Source organism: Micromonospora sp. HM5-17, assembly GCF_003762835.1.
GTDB lineage: Bacteria > Actinomycetota > Actinomycetes > Mycobacteriales > Micromonosporaceae > Plantactinospora.
Genome location: NZ_RJWA01000003.1, coordinates 271084 through 288149 on the forward strand (window position 1 = coordinate 271084; position 17066 = coordinate 288149).

Annotated in this window: 15 protein-coding genes; 11 read left to right on the plus strand and 4 right to left on the minus strand. The window is 71.8% G+C overall.

Annotation, left to right across the window (positions count from 1 at the left end):
- Window positions 1-106 precede the first annotated feature (106 nt).
- From EF879_RS10665 to EF879_RS10675, 3 genes are all read left to right on the plus strand, one after another.
- The gene (locus EF879_RS10665) at window positions 107-661 is read left to right on the plus strand and encodes a 2'-5' RNA ligase family protein (RefSeq protein WP_123557391.1); all 555 of its coding nucleotides are present in this window, start codon (window positions 107-109) and stop codon (window positions 659-661) included.
- A gap of 125 nt (window positions 662-786) precedes the next feature.
- A complete protein-coding gene (locus EF879_RS10670; RefSeq protein WP_305036045.1) occupies window positions 787-1788 on the plus strand; it encodes a YihY/virulence factor BrkB family protein in 1002 nt (333 codons plus the stop codon).
- Window positions 1789-1806: 18 nt separating this feature from the next.
- Entirely contained in the window at window positions 1807-2244 is a 438-nt protein-coding gene (locus EF879_RS10675) for a hypothetical protein (RefSeq protein WP_123557394.1), read from the plus strand.
- A 290-nt stretch (window positions 2245-2534) separates the two neighbouring features.
- Here EF879_RS10675 and EF879_RS10680 read toward each other — a convergent pair whose 3' ends face one another.
- Window positions 2535-3218: an alpha/beta fold hydrolase gene (locus EF879_RS10680; RefSeq protein WP_123557396.1), complete on the minus strand. Its 684-nt coding sequence runs from the start codon at window positions 3216-3218 to the stop codon at window positions 2535-2537.
- Window positions 3219-3325: 107 nt separating this feature from the next.
- Between EF879_RS10680 and EF879_RS10685 the strand changes: the two genes are divergently transcribed.
- The gene (locus EF879_RS10685) at window positions 3326-4294 is read left to right on the plus strand and encodes a YafY family protein (RefSeq protein WP_123557398.1); all 969 of its coding nucleotides are present in this window, start codon (window positions 3326-3328) and stop codon (window positions 4292-4294) included.
- Here the strand turns inward: EF879_RS10685 and EF879_RS10690 are convergent.
- Together EF879_RS10690 and EF879_RS10695 are read right to left on the minus strand one after the other, a co-directional pair.
- Entirely contained in the window at window positions 4285-5910 is a 1626-nt protein-coding gene (locus tag EF879_RS10690) for a glycoside hydrolase family 13 protein (RefSeq protein ID WP_123557400.1), read from the minus strand. The genes EF879_RS10685 and EF879_RS10690 overlap by 10 nt on opposite strands.
- 115 nt (window positions 5911-6025) lie before the next feature.
- Window positions 6026-7096, minus strand: a complete 1071-nt coding sequence (locus EF879_RS10695; protein WP_123557402.1) for a LacI family DNA-binding transcriptional regulator — start codon at window positions 7094-7096, stop codon at window positions 6026-6028.
- 190 nt (window positions 7097-7286) lie between these two features.
- Between EF879_RS10695 and EF879_RS10700 the strand changes: the two genes are divergently transcribed.
- The 3 genes from EF879_RS10700 to EF879_RS10710 all read left to right on the plus strand — a co-directional run bounded on the left by EF879_RS10700 (window position 7287) and on the right by EF879_RS10710 (window position 11073).
- Window positions 7287-8534, plus strand: coding sequence for a maltose ABC transporter substrate-binding protein (locus EF879_RS10700; protein ID WP_123557404.1), 1248 nt, complete (start codon window positions 7287-7289; stop codon window positions 8532-8534).
- An 8-nt stretch (window positions 8535-8542) separates the two neighbouring features.
- Window positions 8543-10159, plus strand: coding sequence for an ABC transporter permease subunit (locus tag EF879_RS10705; RefSeq protein WP_123557405.1), 1617 nt, complete (start codon window positions 8543-8545; stop codon window positions 10157-10159).
- A gap of 101 nt (window positions 10160-10260) precedes the next feature.
- Window positions 10261-11073: a sugar ABC transporter permease gene (locus EF879_RS10710; RefSeq protein ID WP_233604427.1), complete on the plus strand. Its 813-nt coding sequence runs from the start codon at window positions 10261-10263 to the stop codon at window positions 11071-11073.
- A 14-nt stretch (window positions 11074-11087) separates the two neighbouring features.
- Here the strand turns inward: EF879_RS10710 and EF879_RS10715 are convergent, their stop codons facing one another.
- On the minus strand, window positions 11088-11834 hold the full coding sequence (locus EF879_RS10715; protein ID WP_233604376.1) for a DUF305 domain-containing protein: 747 nt from the start codon (window positions 11832-11834) through the stop codon (window positions 11088-11090).
- 217 nt (window positions 11835-12051) lie between these two features.
- Between EF879_RS10715 and EF879_RS10720 the strand changes: the two genes are divergently transcribed.
- From EF879_RS10720 to EF879_RS10735, 4 genes are all read left to right on the plus strand, one after another.
- Entirely contained in the window at window positions 12052-12393 is a 342-nt protein-coding gene (locus EF879_RS10720) for a hypothetical protein (protein WP_123557409.1), read from the plus strand.
- A 329-nt stretch (window positions 12394-12722) separates the two neighbouring features.
- Window positions 12723-13787 (plus strand): BMP family protein, encoded by a 1065-nt coding sequence (locus EF879_RS10725; protein ID WP_123557411.1) that lies wholly within the window; start codon window positions 12723-12725, stop codon window positions 13785-13787.
- Window positions 13788-14080: 293 nt separating this feature from the next.
- Window positions 14081-15634 carry an ABC transporter ATP-binding protein gene (locus tag EF879_RS10730; protein WP_370375490.1) on the plus strand — a complete coding sequence of 518 codons (1554 nt, stop codon included), beginning with the start codon at window positions 14081-14083 and terminating at the stop codon, window positions 15632-15634.
- Entirely contained in the window at window positions 15631-17058 is a 1428-nt protein-coding gene (locus EF879_RS10735; protein ID WP_370375475.1) for an ABC transporter permease, read from the plus strand. The genes EF879_RS10730 and EF879_RS10735 overlap by 4 nt, the downstream gene beginning before the upstream one ends.
- Window positions 17059-17066 lie beyond the last annotated feature (8 nt).

Below are 17066 nucleotides of genomic sequence, written 5' to 3' on the forward strand. Positions count from 1 at the left end.
CCCTCCGCCCCGGCGCGTCGCCGCCGAGGGAGCCGGTGCCGGGCGGGGCGACGGCGGACGTGGTCGTCGGCCGGGTGGTGCCGGTCGGCGGGGTGGGGAGCGGAGGATGGTTGTCACGGACGGATCGCAGGACCCCGACACCCCGATGACTCGGGTCGGGGTCGCGGTGGACATTCCCGAGCCGTGGCGCGGGTTCCTCACCCGGCGCCGCGCGGAGGCGGGCGACCCGCAGGCGGCGTACGTCCCGGCCCACCTGACGCTGCTCGGGCCGACCGACATCCCGGTGGCCAGCCTGCCGGCGGTCGAGCGCCACCTGGCCGCGGTGGCCGCCGCGCACCGGCCGTACCGGCTGCACCTGCGCGGGACCGGCACCTTCCGGCCGGTGACCGACGTGGTGTTCGTGGTGGTCGCGGCCGGGATCAGCGAGTGCGAGCTGCTGGCCGGCGCGATCGGGTCGGCGCCCGAGCTGCGCCGGGAGAACCGCTTCCCGTACCACCCCCACGTCACGGTCGCCCAGGACGTCGCCCCCGAGGCGCTGGACAAGGTGTACGAGGATCTGGCCGACTTCTCGGCGATCTTCACGGTCGAGAAGTTCACCCTCTTCTCGCACGGTGACGACGCCCGCTGGCAGCCGCGCCGGGACTTCCGGCTCGGAGGCTGACCCGCCGGTACGACGCACCACCGGCGACGGCGACGACCCGGACGCGGCGGGTCTCCCCGCGCGGCGCGGCGCCCGGCACGACGCGGCGGCCCCCGGCTGACGGGCGGATGGGCAAGGATGGCGGCGTGAAGGCGTTGGATCGGCTGCTCGCCCGCCTCAACCAGCGGCTGACCGAGCGGCGTCGGCGGTCGCCGTGGTTCGACGACCTGGCCCGGGCGGTGGGACGCTACACGGACGTGCTCGGCAGCCGCCTCGCGGCGGCGATCGCCTACTACGGCTTCTTCGCCGTCTTCGCGCTTGGCCTGGTCTCGTACACGGTGCTCGGCGCCCTGCTCGGGGACGATCCGGAGAGCGGCCAGGTGATCGTGCACTTCATCCAGCGGAACCTGCCGTTCGTCGACCCGGAGCAGATCCGGCAGGCCAGCAGACGGCCGGGAGCCATCGGGCTCGTCCTGCTGGTGATCACCGGGATCGGCTGGGTGGAGTCGATCCGTTCGTCGCAGCGGCTGATCCACGGGCTGGCCCAGCATCCCGGCTACTTCGTGATCCGCCAGCTCATCGACCTGGCGATCCTGCTCGGCATCTTCGTGCTGCTCGGGCTCTCGCTCGGCGCGGTGGACGCGCTGGAGTCGCTGTTGCGCTGGGCGCTGGGCGCCCGCTCCGTCGGCCTCTCGATCGCCAGTTGGCTGCTGGCGTTCCTGGTCAACGTGGTGCTGGCCTCGGCGCTGCTGCTCGCCGTACCGCGGCTGCACATGAGCTTTCGGCGGTGGTGGCCGCCGGTGGGGGTGGTCGCGCTCGGCATAACGCTGCTGAACTCGGTGGGGCGCTACTACGTGATGCGATGGGAGCGCAATCCGGCGTACACGGTGGTGGCCGGCGCCGTCGGGCTGCTCATCTACCTCTACCTCCTGAACCAGTTGCTACTCTTCGGGGCGGCGCTCGCGGCGACGAGCCGGCACGGCCGGGTCGTGGATCTGGCCCGCAGCGCCCCCGTCCCCGACCCGGCGGATCCGGAACGCCGTCCACCGTCCAGGTCACCCACGCTCCAGAGCGACGACGGAGGAGGACCAACGGCGCGCGGCGACCGGCGTGGCTGTTCGGGGAAAAGCCGCGAACAGGACTTCTGACATGGTCATGATGAGCCCGTGGGCGCACTCGTGACGTTGGAACTGCCGGACGACTCCCCGACCCTCGCCCTGCCCTGGATCATCACCTTTGGTCCGCTGGACGACGAGGACGAGTGGGAGCCGGTGGTCTGCGGCCCATACGAGCGGCCGCACGCGCTCGCGCTGGCCGAGTCCGTGGTCGCCGACGAGGACCTGATGGCGGTGGTCGAGCCGCTACTGCCGAAGGTCTCTCCCGAGGAGATCCGGGCCGAGATCACCGCTGCGCAGCGCGCCGCCGAGGACGAGGCGGCGCAGCTCGACGACGCGAGCCTCTACGGCGACTTCGAGGATCTCGTCCCGGAGACCGAGGTCGGCGAGAGCACCCGTCGCCCGGCGCAGCCGCAACAGCCCCCGTCCGAGGCCGAGGTGCGCGCCGGCTTCGCCCGGATCGCCGCACTACTCACCGGAGTTCGCTGACCGGACTCGTCGCCGGCCGATGCTCCGGCGGCGCGCCCAACCCGTGGACATTCCTCGGTCCCGCGCCGTGGCCGGCGCGGTTGCCCGCCGTGCTCACCATGGACTCACACGCGAGTCCGGCCGGGGCGCGGGCATGCAGATCATCGAGGTCACGGATCTCTGGGTGCGGTCAGCCGTGGTGCGCCACGGCCTGATGGACCTCGGCTGTCGCCCTCGCGCCTTTGAGTGGCTTGTCGTCGCGGACGTGTAGCCGGTCGCGCGACGACGAGCCGTGGACCGGGCAGCGCCGGTCAGGCGGCGGCTGTCGCGGCGAGGAGCTGGGCGAGTTCGACCGGCCGGGTGTACATCGGCCAGTGCCCGGAGTTGATGTCGACCAGGTCGAGGTGCTTGGCCTTGGCGAGTTCGGGCAGGTCGCCGGCGTTGATCCACTCCTGCGCCTGGGCCGGGGTGAACTCGGGACAGACGAGCGTGACCGGTACGTCGTACCGTCGCTCGTCGCGCAGGCGTACGACTGCCTTGGACACCGCCTCCGGGACGGGGTGCGCGGCGGCGGCGATTGTCTGCCGGGTCTGCTCGTCGAGGTCGGCGGCGTCCGGCCCCTCGAACGGACCCCAGCCGGGAAAGGGCATGAGCCCGTTCTCCACCGGGAAGAAGTCGGCGTAGCGCTCGCCGTCGGCGGACGGAAAGCCGCCGATCATGACGGCCTTCGCGATCCGCTCCGGTCGTGCGTCGGCGGCCAGCCAGGCGAGGGTGCAGGCAGCGGAGTGCCCGACCACCATGGGGCGCTCCGGTGCCGCGTCCACCGCGGCGACCACCGCGGCCACCTGGTCGTCGAGGCTGGCGGTCGTCGACCCGTCGCCCTGGCCGGGGAGGGTGATCGGGACCGGGCGGTGACCGAGTTGCTCGAGTGCGGGCACGACGTCGTTCCAGGCGGACCCGTCGAGCCAGAGGCCGCCGATGAGCAGAATGTCCATGTCCGTCACTCTTCCTTTGGGCGGTTGTGGCCGGTCTCGGCACACGCTAACGCCTATTCCGGACGATCTACTGCCGGATTTTCGTCCGGACCGACTAGGGTTTCCGGGTGTCCACCGAGCCGAGCCCCACCGCCCGGGCGCTGCGTACCCTCGAGATCCTGCAGAACCGCCCCGGCACGACCGCCGAGGAACTCGCCGAGCGACTCGGCGTCACCGAGCGGGCCGCGCGGCGCTACGTCGGGATTCTCCGGGAGGCCGGCATCGCCGTCGAGTCAGCCCGGGGGCGCCACGGCGGCTACCGACTCCGGCGCGGGACCCGGCTGCCGCCGGTCGTCTTCTCCCAGGACGAGGCGCTCGGCCTGGTCATGGCCGCCCTCGACGGACATCCGGGCGCCGGCGACCCCGACAGTCCGGTCGGGGTCGCCCTGACCAAGGTCATCCAGGCCATGCCCGAGGGCGTCGGGCGGCAGGCCGCCGTACTGCGGGAGTACGCCTCGGCGGCACCCGACCCGTACTCGGCCCGGCCGGATCCCGCGACCACCGGTGCGCTGGTCGCCGCCGTCGCGGCCCGACGCCTGGTGCTGATCAGCTACCGCAGCGGCGCCGACAACGAGTGGGAGGCCGAGGTGGAGCCGTGGGCGGTGGTGACCCGGTACGGACGCTGGTACCTGCTGTGCCACTCCCGCCGCGCGGACGCGATCCGTACGTACCGGATCGACCGGATCCGCGCCGTCCGGCAGACCCCGGAGGAGTTCACCCCGCCCGACGACCTCGACCCGGTCGGGGTGCTCGAGCAGCACCTCGGCATCGGGTGGCCGTTCGCCACCCGGGTGGTCTTCGACGCGCCGGCGGCCGAGGTGGCCCGGTGGGTCCGGCCGCCGATGGGGCGGCTCGAGCCGTCGGGTGACGGGTGCGTGCTGGTCGGCAGCACCAACAATCCGACGATGTACGCCCAGGAGTGGTTGGCGCGCCTGCCGTTCGCTTTCCGGATCCAGGGCGGGCCGGAGCTGCGGACCGCGTTCGCGGCGCTGACCACGCGGTTCGCCGCCGCCCTGGGCGACCCAGGTCAGGACTGACGGAACCAGCCGGCGGCGTCGACCGGCAGCAACGGACCGTCGCCGTCGCCGTCGACCAGGGCCGCGCTGGTGAGCACCGGTACGCCGTACCCGCTGGTCGGCACCGGAGCGCTGCCGAAGTTGACCACGCAGACCAGGTCCGGTCCGCCAGCGCCGACCCGGCGGAAGGCGAGGACGTCCGACTCGCTCGCCAGCCACTCCACCCGGGCCACCGCCGGCAGCTCACGCCGTAGCCGCAACGCCGTCCGGTAGAGCTCCAGGGTCGACTCCGGACGTCCGGTCTGGGCGGCGACCGAGAGCGCCCGCCAGGTCGCCGGCGCCGGCAGCCAGGACGGCCCGCCGTCCCGTGGCCCGAAGCCGTACGGCGGCACGTCGCCGCCCCACGGCAGTGGCACCCGGCAGCCGTCCCGGCTCTGACCGGTACGCGGGAAGGCCGGATCCTGCCGTAGGTCGTCTGGAATGTCGCGTACCTCCGGCAGCCCCAGCTCCTCGCCCTGATAGAGGTAGGCGGAGCCGGGCAGGGCGAGCATCAGCAGGGCGGCGGCGCGGGCCCGGCGCAGCCCGAGCGCGCCGTCGCCGTACCGGGTGACGTGCCGGGGCTTGTCGTGGTTGGAGAGCACCCAGGTGGTCGGCGCGCGGACGACCGCGGCCTCGGCGAGCGCGGTGTCGATCACCTTTCGGAACGAGTCGGCCGACCAGGTCGCGTCGAGGAAGTCGAAGTTGAACGCCTGGTGCAGCTCGTCCGGGCCGATGTAGCGGGCCAGCCGCTGCGGGGTCTCGGCCCACGCCTCGGCGACCGCCATCCGGCCGCCCGGGTAGCTGTCCAGGATCGGCCGCCAGGCGCGGTAGATGTCGTGCACCTCGTCCTGGTCGAAGTACGGGAGCCGCCCCCTGCCGAGCAGTTCGATCTGGGGTTGCCCGGTGGTGAGCAGGCCGAAGCCGACGTCCGGCAACCCCTCCGCCTTGATCATCCCGTGCGCCACGTCGATCCGGAATCCGTCGACCCCACGGTCGAGCCAGAACCGCAGGATCTCCTCGAACTCGGCGCGGACCTCGGGGTGCCGCCAGTTCAGGTCGGGCTGGGCCGGGTCGAAGAGGTGCAGGTACCACTGGCCGTCCGGGACCCGGGTCCAGGCCGGGCCGCCAAAGATCGACTCCCAGTCGTTGGGCGGCAGTTCACCGGCCGCACCCCGGCCGTCCCGGAACAGGTAGCGGTCCCGTTCCGGCGACCCCGGCGGGCTGGCCAGCGCCGCCTGGAACCAGGGATGCGCGGTCGAGGTGTGGTTCGGAACGAGGTCGATGATGATCCGCAGGCCCAGCGCGTGCGCGTCGGCGACCATCGCGTCGAAGTCGGCGAGGGTGCCGAAGAGCGGGTCGACGTCCCGGTAGTCGGCGACGTCGTACCCACCGTCGATCATGGGGGAGCGGTAGAACGGGGTGAGCCAGAGGGCGTCCACGCCGAGGTCCCGCAGGTACGGTAGGCGGCTCCGGAGCCCGACCAGGTCGCCGACCCCGTCCCCGTCGCCGTCGGCGAAGCTGCGGACGTAGACCTCGTAGACGACGGCGGACTGCCACCAGTCGTCGCTCGACCGGGGCGGCGTGGGGGAGGGGCTCATCGGGGTGCTTCCGTTCCTCGTCTCGACCGGGGGCGTCGCCGTGCCGGCTCGGTGGCGGGCACTGCATGAGTCAGTCAAATCTTGCGCAAGAATCGTCGCGGGCCGTCGGGGCGGGTCAGACCGGCAGGGCCACGTTCGCGGGATCGGCCGGCCGGGGCGGGCTCCCGGCGGATCCGGGAGCGACCGCGGTGGAGCCGCGGACCACCAGCTCGGGGCGGAAGACGTACTCCGAGTGTGGGGCGGCGTGTCCGTTGATCTCGTCGACGAGCGCGCGTACCGCGGCGACCGCCATCGCGGTGACCGGCTGGCGCATCGTGGTCAGCGGCGGATCGGTGAACGCCATCAGCGGCGAGTCGTCGTACCCGACGACCGAGAGGTCGCCCGGGACCGACAGGCCGCGCTGCCGGGCCGCCCGGATCGCCCCGAGCGCCATCAGGTCCGAGCCACAGACCAGGCCGGTCACCCCGCGGTCGAGGAGCCGGGCGGCGGCGGCCTCGCCACCCTCCACCCCGAACAACGACAGCTCGGCCAGCTCGTCGATCTCCTCGTCGGCCATGCCCAGCAGGCGCCGCATCGCGGCCTTGTAGCCGGCCAGCTTCCGCTGCACCGGAACGAACCGGGCCGGGCCGGTGATCATCCCGATCCGCCGGTGCCCGAGCGCCACCAGGTGGGCGACGGCCAGTTCGGCGGCCTCCCGGTCGTCACAGGAGACGAAGGGCGCCGGGATGTCGGGCACGTAGCCGTTGACCAGGACGATCGGCAGGGGCCGGGAGATGAGCTTCCGGTAGCGGGTGTGGTCGGCGGCGGTGTCGGCGTGCAGGCCGGAGACGAAGACGATCCCGGAGACCTGCCGGTCCAGCAGCATCTCGACGTACTCGTCCTCGGTCACGCCGCCGGGTGTCTGCGTGCACAGGACCGAGGTGAAGCCGGCCTGCGCCAGCCCCGACTCGACGACCTGGGCGAAGGCGGGGAAGATCGGGTTCTCCAGCTCCGGCACCACCAGCCCGACCAGGCCGGCGCTGCGTTTGCGTAGCCGGGCGGGCCGTTCGTAGCCGAGGACGTCGAGCGCGGTCAGCACGGCCTGCCGGGTCTCCGGCGCCACACCGGGGCGGTCGTTGAGGACCCGCGACACCGTCGCCTCGCTCACCTCGGCCTGGGCGGCGATGTCGGCCAGTCGTGCACGCATGGCCGCACTCTAACGTATCGGCAAGATCTTGCGTAGATCCTGCAAGCCCTTCCATTAGCTGCAACGTCTTGCTAACGTCCCGGCAACACGCACCAGCAGCGGCGCGACCCGGCGCCGGATGGACAAGTCCAGAGCTTCCCCCACCGGCCGGCCGTGCGCGGCGGGCCGGCCTTGATTGACAGGAGTACCGATGCGCATCCGTAGCGCGGGCGTGGCCGCCGCCGTCGCCCTGGCGCTGGCCGCTGCCGGCTGTGGCGGCGGCGAGGAGCCCAACACCACCGAATCCCCCAGGGCCGCCGGCGGCAAGCTGGTGATCTGGGCGGACGACAAGCGCACCGCCGCCCTCAAGCCCTTCGCCGAGAAGTTCGGCCAGGCCAATGGCGTCACCGTCGAGGTGCAGGCCGTCGCCAACGACGTCCTCCAGACCACCTTCGTCACCGCGTCGCAGCAGGGCAGCGGCCCGGACATCGTCGTCGGCGCACACGACTGGATCGGCAACCTGGTCCAGAACGGCGCCATCGATCCCGTCCAGCTGTCCGCCACGCAGAAGAACGCCTTCCACCCCACCGCCCTCAAGGCGGTCACCTTCAGCGGCCAGACCTACGGCGTGCCGTACGCGATGGAGAACCTGGCGCTGATCCGCAACACCCAGCTCGCCCCGGAGGCCCCGCGGACGATCGAGGAGCTGGTCGCGACGGGCAAGCGGCTCAAGGCCGACAAGAAGGTCAGCGAGGTGCTCTGCCTCCAGGTCGGACAGAACGGGGACGCGTACCACATCTACCCGCTGTACAGCTCGGCCGGTGGCACGCTCTTCGGCACCACACCCGAGGGCGACTACGACCCGAAGAACCTCGGCGTCGGCACGCCCGAGTCGATCGCGGCCTTCCGGAAGATCGCCGCCCTCGGGGAGAAGGGCGAGGGGGTGCTGAAGCGCTCGATCACCGCCGAGAACTCGATCTCCCTCTTCACGGGGAAGAAGTGCGCCTTCCTGGTCTCCGGCCCCTGGGCGATCAGCGACGTCAAGAAGGCGGGACTCGCGTACGACGTCACCCCGGTCCCCGGCTTCGCCGGTGCGGGCCCGGCGCGGCCGTTCGTCGGGGTGCAGGCGTTCTACGTGGCGGCCAAGGGCCAGAACAAGGCCGTGGCGCAGGAGTTCGCCGCCAACTACGTCTCCACGCCCGAGCTGGCGGTGGCGCTCTACCAGGCCGACCCGCGCCCGCCGGCGCTGACCGCCGCGCTCGACCAGCTCATGGGGACCGACCCGGACCTGGCCAAGTTCCTCGACGCGGGCAAGGACGGGGCCGTCCTGCCGGCGATTCCGGCGATGGCCGCGGTCTGGGACCCGTTCGGCAAGGCCGAGGCCGCGATCATCGGCGGCGCCGACCCGGCCGCCACGCTCACCTCCGCCGGCAAGACCATCGCGGGCCAGATCAAGTAACCGCCACCATGGAGAACCGCGAGTTCGGTGCGGGGCCGGCCACGCCGGTCCCGCACCGCGGCCCGGTCCCGCCGCGCCACCACGCCGGCCCCGTCACGGTGACCGGCCTGGCCGTCAAGGTCGTCGTCCTCGGACTGACCGTCGGGATCGCCGTCTGGGCGGCCTTCCCGCTGGTGGACGCCGGCGCGTGGGCCGGGCTGACACTGCTGGTCGCCGCCACGGCGGGACTCTGCTACCTCTACCTGACCCGGCGGTACGTCCCCGCGAAGTACCTCGTCCCCGGCACCCTCTTCCTGCTGGCCTTCCAGGTGCTCCCGGTGCTCTACACCGTGGCCACCGCCTTCACCAACTTCGGTGACGGGCACCGGGGGAGCAAGCAGGAGGCGATCGTCGCGATCCAGACCGCGTCGGTCACCCAGGTGCCGGGCTCCACCGAGTACGCCCTCGCCGTCGCCACGACCGGCGACCCGGCGACCGGTCCGCTCGTCTTCCTGCTCACCGACCCGGCCACCGGCACCGTCTCGGTCGGGGACGCCGGAGGGCTGCGGCAGCTTGCCGCCGAGGACGTCACGGTCGACGCCGGCGGTCGGGTCACCGCCGCCAGGGGCTACACCCTGCTCACCATCGGCCAGGCCGGCGCGCGCAGCGAGGAGATCACGAACCTCGCGGTGCCGACCGCCGGGGGCGCGATCCGCTCCGCCGGGCTCTCTCGGGCGTACGAGGGGAAGGCGCAGCGGACGTACGACGCGGGCTGCGACTGCATCCGGGACGCGGAGAGCGGGAAGGTGTGGACGGCGGACGCCGACCTCGGCGCGTTCGTGGCCGCGGACGGGGAGCGGCTGGCGCAGGGCTGGAAGGTCGGCGTCGGGTTCCAGAACCTGACCCGGGTGGTGACCGATCCGAACATCTCCGGCCCGTTCCTGCGGACGCTGATCTGGAACCTCTGCTTCGCGGTGGCCTCGGCCGGCGGCACCTTCGCCCTCGGGCTGCTCTGCGCCCTGGCGCTGCACTCGCCCCGGGTGCGCGGCCGCACCATCTACCGGGTCCTGCTGATCCTGCCGTACGCCATGCCGTCGTTCGCGATGCTGCTGGTCTGGCGGGACATGTTCAACACCGACTTCGGTCTCCTCAACAACCTCCTCGGTATGCACGTGGACTGGTTCGGGAACGCCTGGTCCGCCCGGGCGGCGGTGCTCCTGGTGCAGCTCTGGCTCGGCTTCCCGTACATGTTCCTGGTCGCCACCGGCGCGTTGCAGGCCATCCCGGCCCAGCTCACCGAGGCGGCCTCGGTGGACGGGGCGTCGCGCTGGCAGTCGTTCCGACGGATCACCCTGCCGCTGCTGCTGGTTGCGCTCTCCCCGCTGCTGATCGCCTCGTTCGCGTACAACTTCAACAACTTCAACGCCATCTACCTGACCACCGAGGGGGCGCCGTTCCCGGCGGACAATCCGTCGGTCGGCGCGACGGACCTCCTGATCACCTACACGTACCGGCTCGCCTTCGGCGGGCAGGGAGCGCAGTACGGCTTCGCGGCGGCGATCTCGATCTTCATCTTCACGCTGGTTGCGATCATCGCGGCGGTGACCTTCCGGCGTACCCGGCAGCAGGAGGAGGTCTACTCGTGACCGCAGTCGCGCCCCCGCGAGACCGGACCGACCGCGGTGGACCGTCGGCCGGGCCGCGCCGCGCCCACCGCTCGTGGGTCAGCGAGGTCGGCTGGCGGCACCTGGTGGGGCTCCTCGCCGTCGCGTTCAGTCTCTTCCCGATCCTGTTCGTGGTCTCCGCGGCGGTGAACCCGCTCGGCACGCTCAGCTCGACCGGGCTGGTGCCGAGCGGCGGGATCTCGGGGGAGAACTTCGCCAACCTCTTCGCCCGGACGGCGTTCGGCCGGTGGTTCCTCAACTCCGTCCTGGTCGCCGGCCTGGCGTCGGCGGCCTCGGTCTTCCTCTCGGCGCTGGCGGCGTACGCCTTCTCCCGGATGCGGTTCTTGGGCCGGCGGATCGGGCTGCTCTCCCTGCTGCTGATCCAGATGTTCCCGCAGTTCCTGGCGATCGTGGCGATCTTCCTGATCTTCAGTACCGTCACCGACCTCTGGCCGGAGATCGGTTTCAACACGCCGTTCGGCCTGATCCTGGTCTATCTCGGTGGCGCGCTTGGCGCGAACACCTGGCTGATGAAGGGCTTCTTCGACACCCTGCCGAGGGAGATCGACGAGTCGGCCACCATGGACGGTGCGAGTCACGCCCAGGTGTTCTTCCGGATCATGCTGCCGCTGGTGACCCCGATCCTGGCGGTCACCGCGCTGCTCTCCTTCATCACCACGATCAACGAGTTCCTGGTCGCGAGCGTCTTCCTCACCGACACCGAGGCCAAGACCCTCGCCGTCGGGATGTACGGGCTGATCGACGGGGAGCGCAACAACAACTTCGGCATCTTCGCCGCCGGCACCCTGCTGACCGCGGTCCCGACGGTCCTGCTCTTCCAGTTCCTCCAGCGCTACATCGTCTCCGGGCTGGCGGCCGGGGCGGTGAAGGGGTGAGCCGGTGAGGCCGCTCACCGGGTCGGCAGGCCCAGGGCCTCCCGCATCCGGCCGATCTCGACGGCCTGCTCGAAGGCGATGTTCCGGGCCAACTCCCGGATCTGCGGGTCCACCCCGGAGGTGAGCACCTCCTGGGCCATCTGGATGGCGCCCTCGTGGTGTTCGGTCATCATCTCGACGAACCGGCGGTCGAAGTCGGTGCCGGTCGCGGCCGCGAGGGCGGCGATCGCCTCCGGGCTCTGCATCCCGTGCCGGGTCCGCGCGTCGTGGCCGCCGTGCTCGGCCGAGCCGGGGTCGAGCCCACGGTCCCGCAGCCAGCTTCGGAGGACCTCGACCTCGGGTTGCTGCACCGCCCTGATCCGGTCGGCGATGGCGATCACCGCGGCGCTGCCGGCCCGCTGCGGGGCCAGGGCGGCCATCGCCAGGGCCTGCTCGTGGTGCGGGATCATCATCCGAACGAAGCGGACGTCCGCGGCGTTCGGTGTCGGGCCGGTGCCGGGGCTGATCTGGTCGGGCCGGAGGACCTCGGCGGACTCGCCCGGCCGGCCGGGCCGGATCACGGGCGCGGTGCCGTCGGCCTGCGCGGCCGGGGTCGTCGGCGCCGGGGTCACGGTGGCGGTGGGGCCCGCCGCCGGTTCCGGCTCCCCGGTCAGGGCGGCGACCAGGGCGGCGCCACCGACCAGGAGCACCGCGGCCACCTCGGCGAGCACGACGAGGCCGGTCGCGCGTCGGCGACCGGCTCCGTTCCCGTTCTTCGCCAACACCACAGCGTGACTCCCGTCCGCCGCCGGCCGAACGCGACGTAGCCAGGGCCTTCGTGCCGAGGTGGTGGCGCGCCCCGGCGGTTGGCCGATGGTAGCCGACCGGGTGCGGACCCGGAAGCGTCGCGGCCTGCAAGGACGCCGGGACCAGGAGGCGGCCTCGGCGCCGGGACGGCCGACCGTGACGGTGCCGGGTGGATGAGGCAGGATGGCCGCTGTGGAAGCGCTGCGACTGATACTCCTCTACGCGCACCTGATCGGCTTCGCGCTGCTACTCGGTGGAGCCGTCGGGCAGTACGTCACCGGACGGATCCGGATCAACGCGCCCATGCTGTGGGGTGCCGGCATCCAGTTGATCACTGGGATCGGCCTCTCCGCGCCGCTGCGGGACGGGAACGAGCCGTCGCCGGCGAAGCTCGCCACCAAGCTGGTGATCGCTCTGATGATCTTCGTGATGGTCTTCTTCTCGCGCAAGCGGGAGGTGGTCAACCGGGGTCACTTCTTCGCGATCATCGGGCTGACCCTGGTGAACGCCGCCGTGGCCGTCTTCTGGCGCTGACGCCGGTTGACGCTGCGGCCGTCTCCCGGCCCGCCCGACCGGATCGGTGAACCCGTCGCCGCCATCGCGAAATGCCCGATAAAGGGTGACAAGTCGATCGGGGTCAGGCATCGGGCAGGCCGTCGAGTGATCTCGCACACGCTGAAGTTACGTAAGGGTAACGGGCGTTAAACAGTCGGGCACGATTGTCGGCCGGTGGGCAGGGGCGGGCGTACGCTCCCGTCCGTAACGTGGGACGCCGGCGGCACATGCGCAGGCCGGCACAAGGGCTGCCACCGCGCTGGGCGGTGTGCAATGGGAAGGAGACCGTCTTGCGCTCTGCGCGTGGGATGCGGATCGTCTCGGTACTCGCTGTCGGCGGGCTCGCGCTCGGCGCCGCCGCGTGTGGCGAGGCTCCGGAGGAGAACAACGCCGGCGGCGACGCGGCCGACAAGTACTCCGCCTGTATGGTGACCGACGTCGGCGGCATCGACGACAAGTCGTTCAACACCTCGGCCTGGGCCGGCCTGGAGGCGGCGAAGGCCGCGAACAGCAATATCGACATCAAGTACGTGGCGTCCAAGGCCGAGGCCGAGTACGAGCCGAACCTGCGCGGGTTCGTCAACCAGGACTGCGACTTCATCCTCGCCGTCGGCGGCCTGATGGGCGACGCCACGTCGAAGATCGCCAAGGCGAACCCGGACCAGCAGTTCGGCATCGTGGACGCGAAGCTGCCGGAGAGCAACGTCTTCCCGATGCAGTTCGACACCGCGCAGGCCGCCTTCCAGGCCGGCTACCTGGCCGCCGGGATGACCAAGACCGGCAAGGTCGGCACGTACGGCGGCATGAAGATCCCGCCGGTGACCATCTTCATGGACGGCTTCGCCGACGGCGTCGCGCACTACAACAAGGTCAAGGGCACGAACGTCCAGCTGCTGGGTTGGGACAAGGCCACCCAGAACGGGTCGTTCACCAACGACTTCGTGAAGCAGGACGAGGGTAAGAAGGTCAGCGACGCGCTCGTCGCGCAGGGCGCCGACATCGTCATGCCGGTGGCCGGTGCGGCCGGTCTGGGTACCACCGCGGCCGCCCAGGCCTCGAACGGCAAGTTCTCGGTGATCTGGGTCGACGTCGACGGTTGCGAGAGCACCCAGAACTGCTCGGTCCTGCTCACCACCGTGGTCAAGAACATCAAGGACGCCGTCAAGGACGCGGTCCTGAGGGCGGCCAACGGCGAGAAGCTGGCCCACGACCCCGGCTACCTCGGCACCCTGGCCAACAACGGCGTCTCGCTCGCCCCGTACCACGAGTTCGACAGCAAGGTGCCGGCGGAGCTGAAGGCGGAGGTCGAGAAGCTCAAGACCGACATCGCCGCCGGTACGATCACCGTCACCTCCGCTGCCCAGCCGAAGTGACGACCGGTCGGCCGTCCCCGCCACGATCGGGACGGCCGACCAGGGCCGGCGTGTCGACGGACGATCCGGCCGTTCCGGTCCGCGTGGGGACGCTCTCCCACCGGGCCGGGGCGGCCGCTTTTCGCACCGTCCACCGACGGCCGAACAGTCCGTCATGATCGCCGGACTGACCCTGTCGACCTGGCCCCGCAGCAGCTAGGCTGCACCATCCGCCCATACCCCAGGAGGTTGCGCTGAGACTCGAACTGCGCGGCATCACCAAGCGGTTCGGTGACCTGGTCGCCAACGACCACATCGACCTGACGGTGGAGCCCGGAGAGATCCACGCGCTGCTCGGGGAGAACGGCGCGGGTAAGTCGACCCTGATGAACGTCCTGTACGGGCTGCTCCAGCCGGACGAGGGGGAGATCATCGTCGACGGCCGGCCGCTGCGGGTCCGTGGCCCCGGTGACGCGATCGCCGCCGGCATCGGCATGGTGCACCAGCACTTCATGCTGGTCCCGGTCTTCACCGTGGCCGAGAACGTCATGCTCGGCGCCGAGCAGGTCCGCGGCGGCTTCCTCGGCTTCCTCGACCGGCGGCGGGCCCGCCGCCAGGTCATCGAGGTCTCGACCCGCTACAACCTGCGGGTGGACCCGGACGCGGTCGTCGAGGACCTACCCGTCGGGGTGCAGCAGCGAGTCGAGATCGTCAAGGCCCTCACCCGCGACGTCGACCTTCTGATCCTCGACGAGCCGACCGCGGTGCTGACCCCGCAGGAGACCGAGGAACTGCTCGCCGTCATGAGGGCGCTCCGGGAATCCGGCAAGTCGATCGTCTTCATCACCCACAAGCTCAAGGAGGTGAAGGCGATCGCGGACCGGATCACGGTGATCCGGCGGGGCCGCGTCGTCGGCACGGCCGGCCCGGACGCGAGCGAGGACGAGCTCGCGGCGCTGATGGTCGGCCGTACCGTCAGCCTGCTGGTCGACAAGGGCCCGGCCCGACCCGGCGCGCCGGTGCTGGAGATCGAGGGGCTGGTGGTCGACGACGACCGGTCCTGCCGCGCCGTCGACGGGGTCGACCTGACCGTACGGGCCGGCGAGGTGCTCGGCATCGCCGGCGTCCAGGGCAACGGCCAGACCGAGCTGATCGAGGCGTTGATGGGGCTGCGACCGATCCTGCGCGGCTCGGTGCGTCTGGCCGGCGAGCGGATCGACGGCTGGCCCACCAAGCGGGTCCTCCGGGCCGGGGTCGGCTACGTCCCCGAGGACCGCAGCGTCGACGGTCTGGTCCGGGAGTTCAGCGTCGCCGAGAACCTGGTGCTGGACATCTACGACCAGCCGCCGTTCGGGACGGGACTCGTGCTCAGGCCCGACGCGATCGCCGCCTCGGCCCGGAAGCGGATCCCCGAGTTCGACGTCCGAACCCCGTCCGCCGAGGCCGCCGTCGGGACGCTCTCCGGCGGCAACCAGCAGAAGGTGATCATCGCGCGGGAGATGTCCCGGCCGCTCAAGCTCTTCGTGGCCGCCCAGCCCACCCGGGGCGTGGACGTCGGCTCCATCGAGTTCATCCACCGCCGGATCGTCCACGAGCGGGACATCGGCACCGCCGTCCTGCTCGTCTCCAGCGAGCTGGACGAGGTGATCGGGCTCGCCGACCGGATCGCGGTGATGTACCGGGGCCGGATCCTCGGCATCGTCGGCCCGGAGACCCCACGCGAGGAGATCGGGCTGCTGATGGCCGGCATCACCGGCGCGGTGGACGGAGCCGGGGAGGCCGAGCCCGCCCGCCCGGCCGGCCCCGGTACGCCGACGCCCACCGGGCCCGCCCCCGCCGACGACCCTGGTAACGAGGAAGCCCGATGACCGACGTCAACACCTCCGGGGTGCCCGCGCCGCGGGAGAATCCCGATCGGGAGCACGCCGAGGCCGAGAAGGTGAGCACCGCCGACGCCTCCGGTGACGCTGGCACGACGAACGGTGACGCCGTCCACACCACCGGTGAGGCGACGCCCCTCGGCGCGACCGCCGCGACGGCCGGCGGGGCACCGACCGACCGGGACGGCGGGGCCGCGTTGCTGCTGACGCTCTTCGTCCGCAACCTCTGGTCGGCGAACACCGTCACGGTCACCGTGCTCGCCATCGTGCTGGCGCTGGTGATCGGCGCCATCCTGATCATCGTCTCCGACCCGGACGTGCTCGCCACCTTCGGCTACCTCGCGGCCCGGCCCTCCGACGCACTGAACTCGAGCTGGGCGGCGGTCAGCGACGCGTACGCCAACCTCTTCAAGGGTGCGGTCGTCGACCCGGCGGCGGTACGGGACTGGATCAACGGGACGGGTGGCTGGCAGCCGGTCTTCGCGCCGATCTCCGAGACCCTGACCTACGCCGCCCCGCTGGTCTTCACCGGGTTGGCGGTGTCGCTGGCGTTCCGGGGCGGCCTGTTCAACATCGGCGCCCAGGGCCAGGCCACCCTCGGCGTGATCCTGGCCGCGCTGGCCGGTTTCCTGCTGCCGTTGCCGCCGGTCGTCCACCTGATCGTGGCGCTACTCGCCGGGGCGCTCGGCGGCGCGCTCTGGGGCTTCGCCTCCGGCTTCCTCAAGGCCCGGACCGGGGCGCACGAGGTGATCACCACGATCATGCTCAACTACGTCGCCACGTACTTCCTGGCCTGGATCATCGTGCAGGACGGGGTGCACGCGCCGGACCGTACCGACGCGATCAGCCGGTCCGTCGACGGCTCCGCCCAGCTGCCCCGGCTGCTCGGCGGCGACCTGCGGGTCCACCTCGGAATCGTGCTCGCCGTCGCCGCCACCTGGGCGGTCTCCTGGTTGCTCAACCGCTCCACCCTCGGCTTCGAGCTGCGCGCGGTCGGGGCCAACCCGGAGGCGGCCCGGACCGCCGGGATCAGCGTCGCGAGGACGTACGTCCTGGTCATGGCGATCGCGGGGGCGCTGGCCGGGCTCGGCGGCTCGAACATGGTGCTCGGCAGCACGGCCACCGCGCTCACCCCGTTGGTGGTCGCCCAGATCGGCTTCGACGGCATCCTGGTGGCGCTGCTCGGCCGGGTGAAGCCGTGGGGGGTCGCGCTCGCCGCGCTGCTCTTCGGCGCGCTGCAGGCCGGCGGCAACCGGATGCAGTCGTACGCGAGTGTCTCGCTGGAGCTGGTCACGGTGCTCCAGGCGCTGATCGTCATCTTCATCGCCGCGCCGGCCCTGGTGAAGGCGATCTTCGGGCTCCGGGCCGCCCGGGTCGCCCGGGCCCAGATGAGCATGGCGAAGGGCTGGTGAGACCGGTG

What these genes read in the sequence shown, in the direction of transcription:
- EF879_RS10665 (WP_123557391.1), top strand. Translation starts at nt 107, where the DNA reads ATGGTTGTCACGGACGGATCGCAGGACCCCGACACCCCGATGACTCGG.
- EF879_RS10680 (WP_123557396.1), bottom strand. Translation starts at nt 3,218, where the DNA reads ATGGACATTCTGCTCATCGGCGGCCTCTGGCTCGACGGGTCCGCCTGG.
- EF879_RS10690 (WP_123557400.1), bottom strand. Translation starts at nt 5,910, where the DNA reads ATGAGCCCCTCCCCCACGCCGCCCCGGTCGAGCGACGACTGGTGGCAG.
- EF879_RS10695 (WP_123557402.1), bottom strand. Translation starts at nt 7,096, where the DNA reads ATGCGTGCACGACTGGCCGACATCGCCGCCCAGGCCGAGGTGAGCGAG.
- EF879_RS10700 (WP_123557404.1), top strand. Translation starts at nt 7,287, where the DNA reads ATGCGCATCCGTAGCGCGGGCGTGGCCGCCGCCGTCGCCCTGGCGCTG.
- EF879_RS10705 (WP_123557405.1), top strand. Translation starts at nt 8,543, where the DNA reads ATGGAGAACCGCGAGTTCGGTGCGGGGCCGGCCACGCCGGTCCCGCAC.
- EF879_RS10725 (WP_123557411.1), top strand. Translation starts at nt 12,723, where the DNA reads ATGCGGATCGTCTCGGTACTCGCTGTCGGCGGGCTCGCGCTCGGCGCC.
- EF879_RS10735 (WP_370375475.1), top strand. Translation starts at nt 15,631, where the DNA reads ATGACCGACGTCAACACCTCCGGGGTGCCCGCGCCGCGGGAGAATCCC.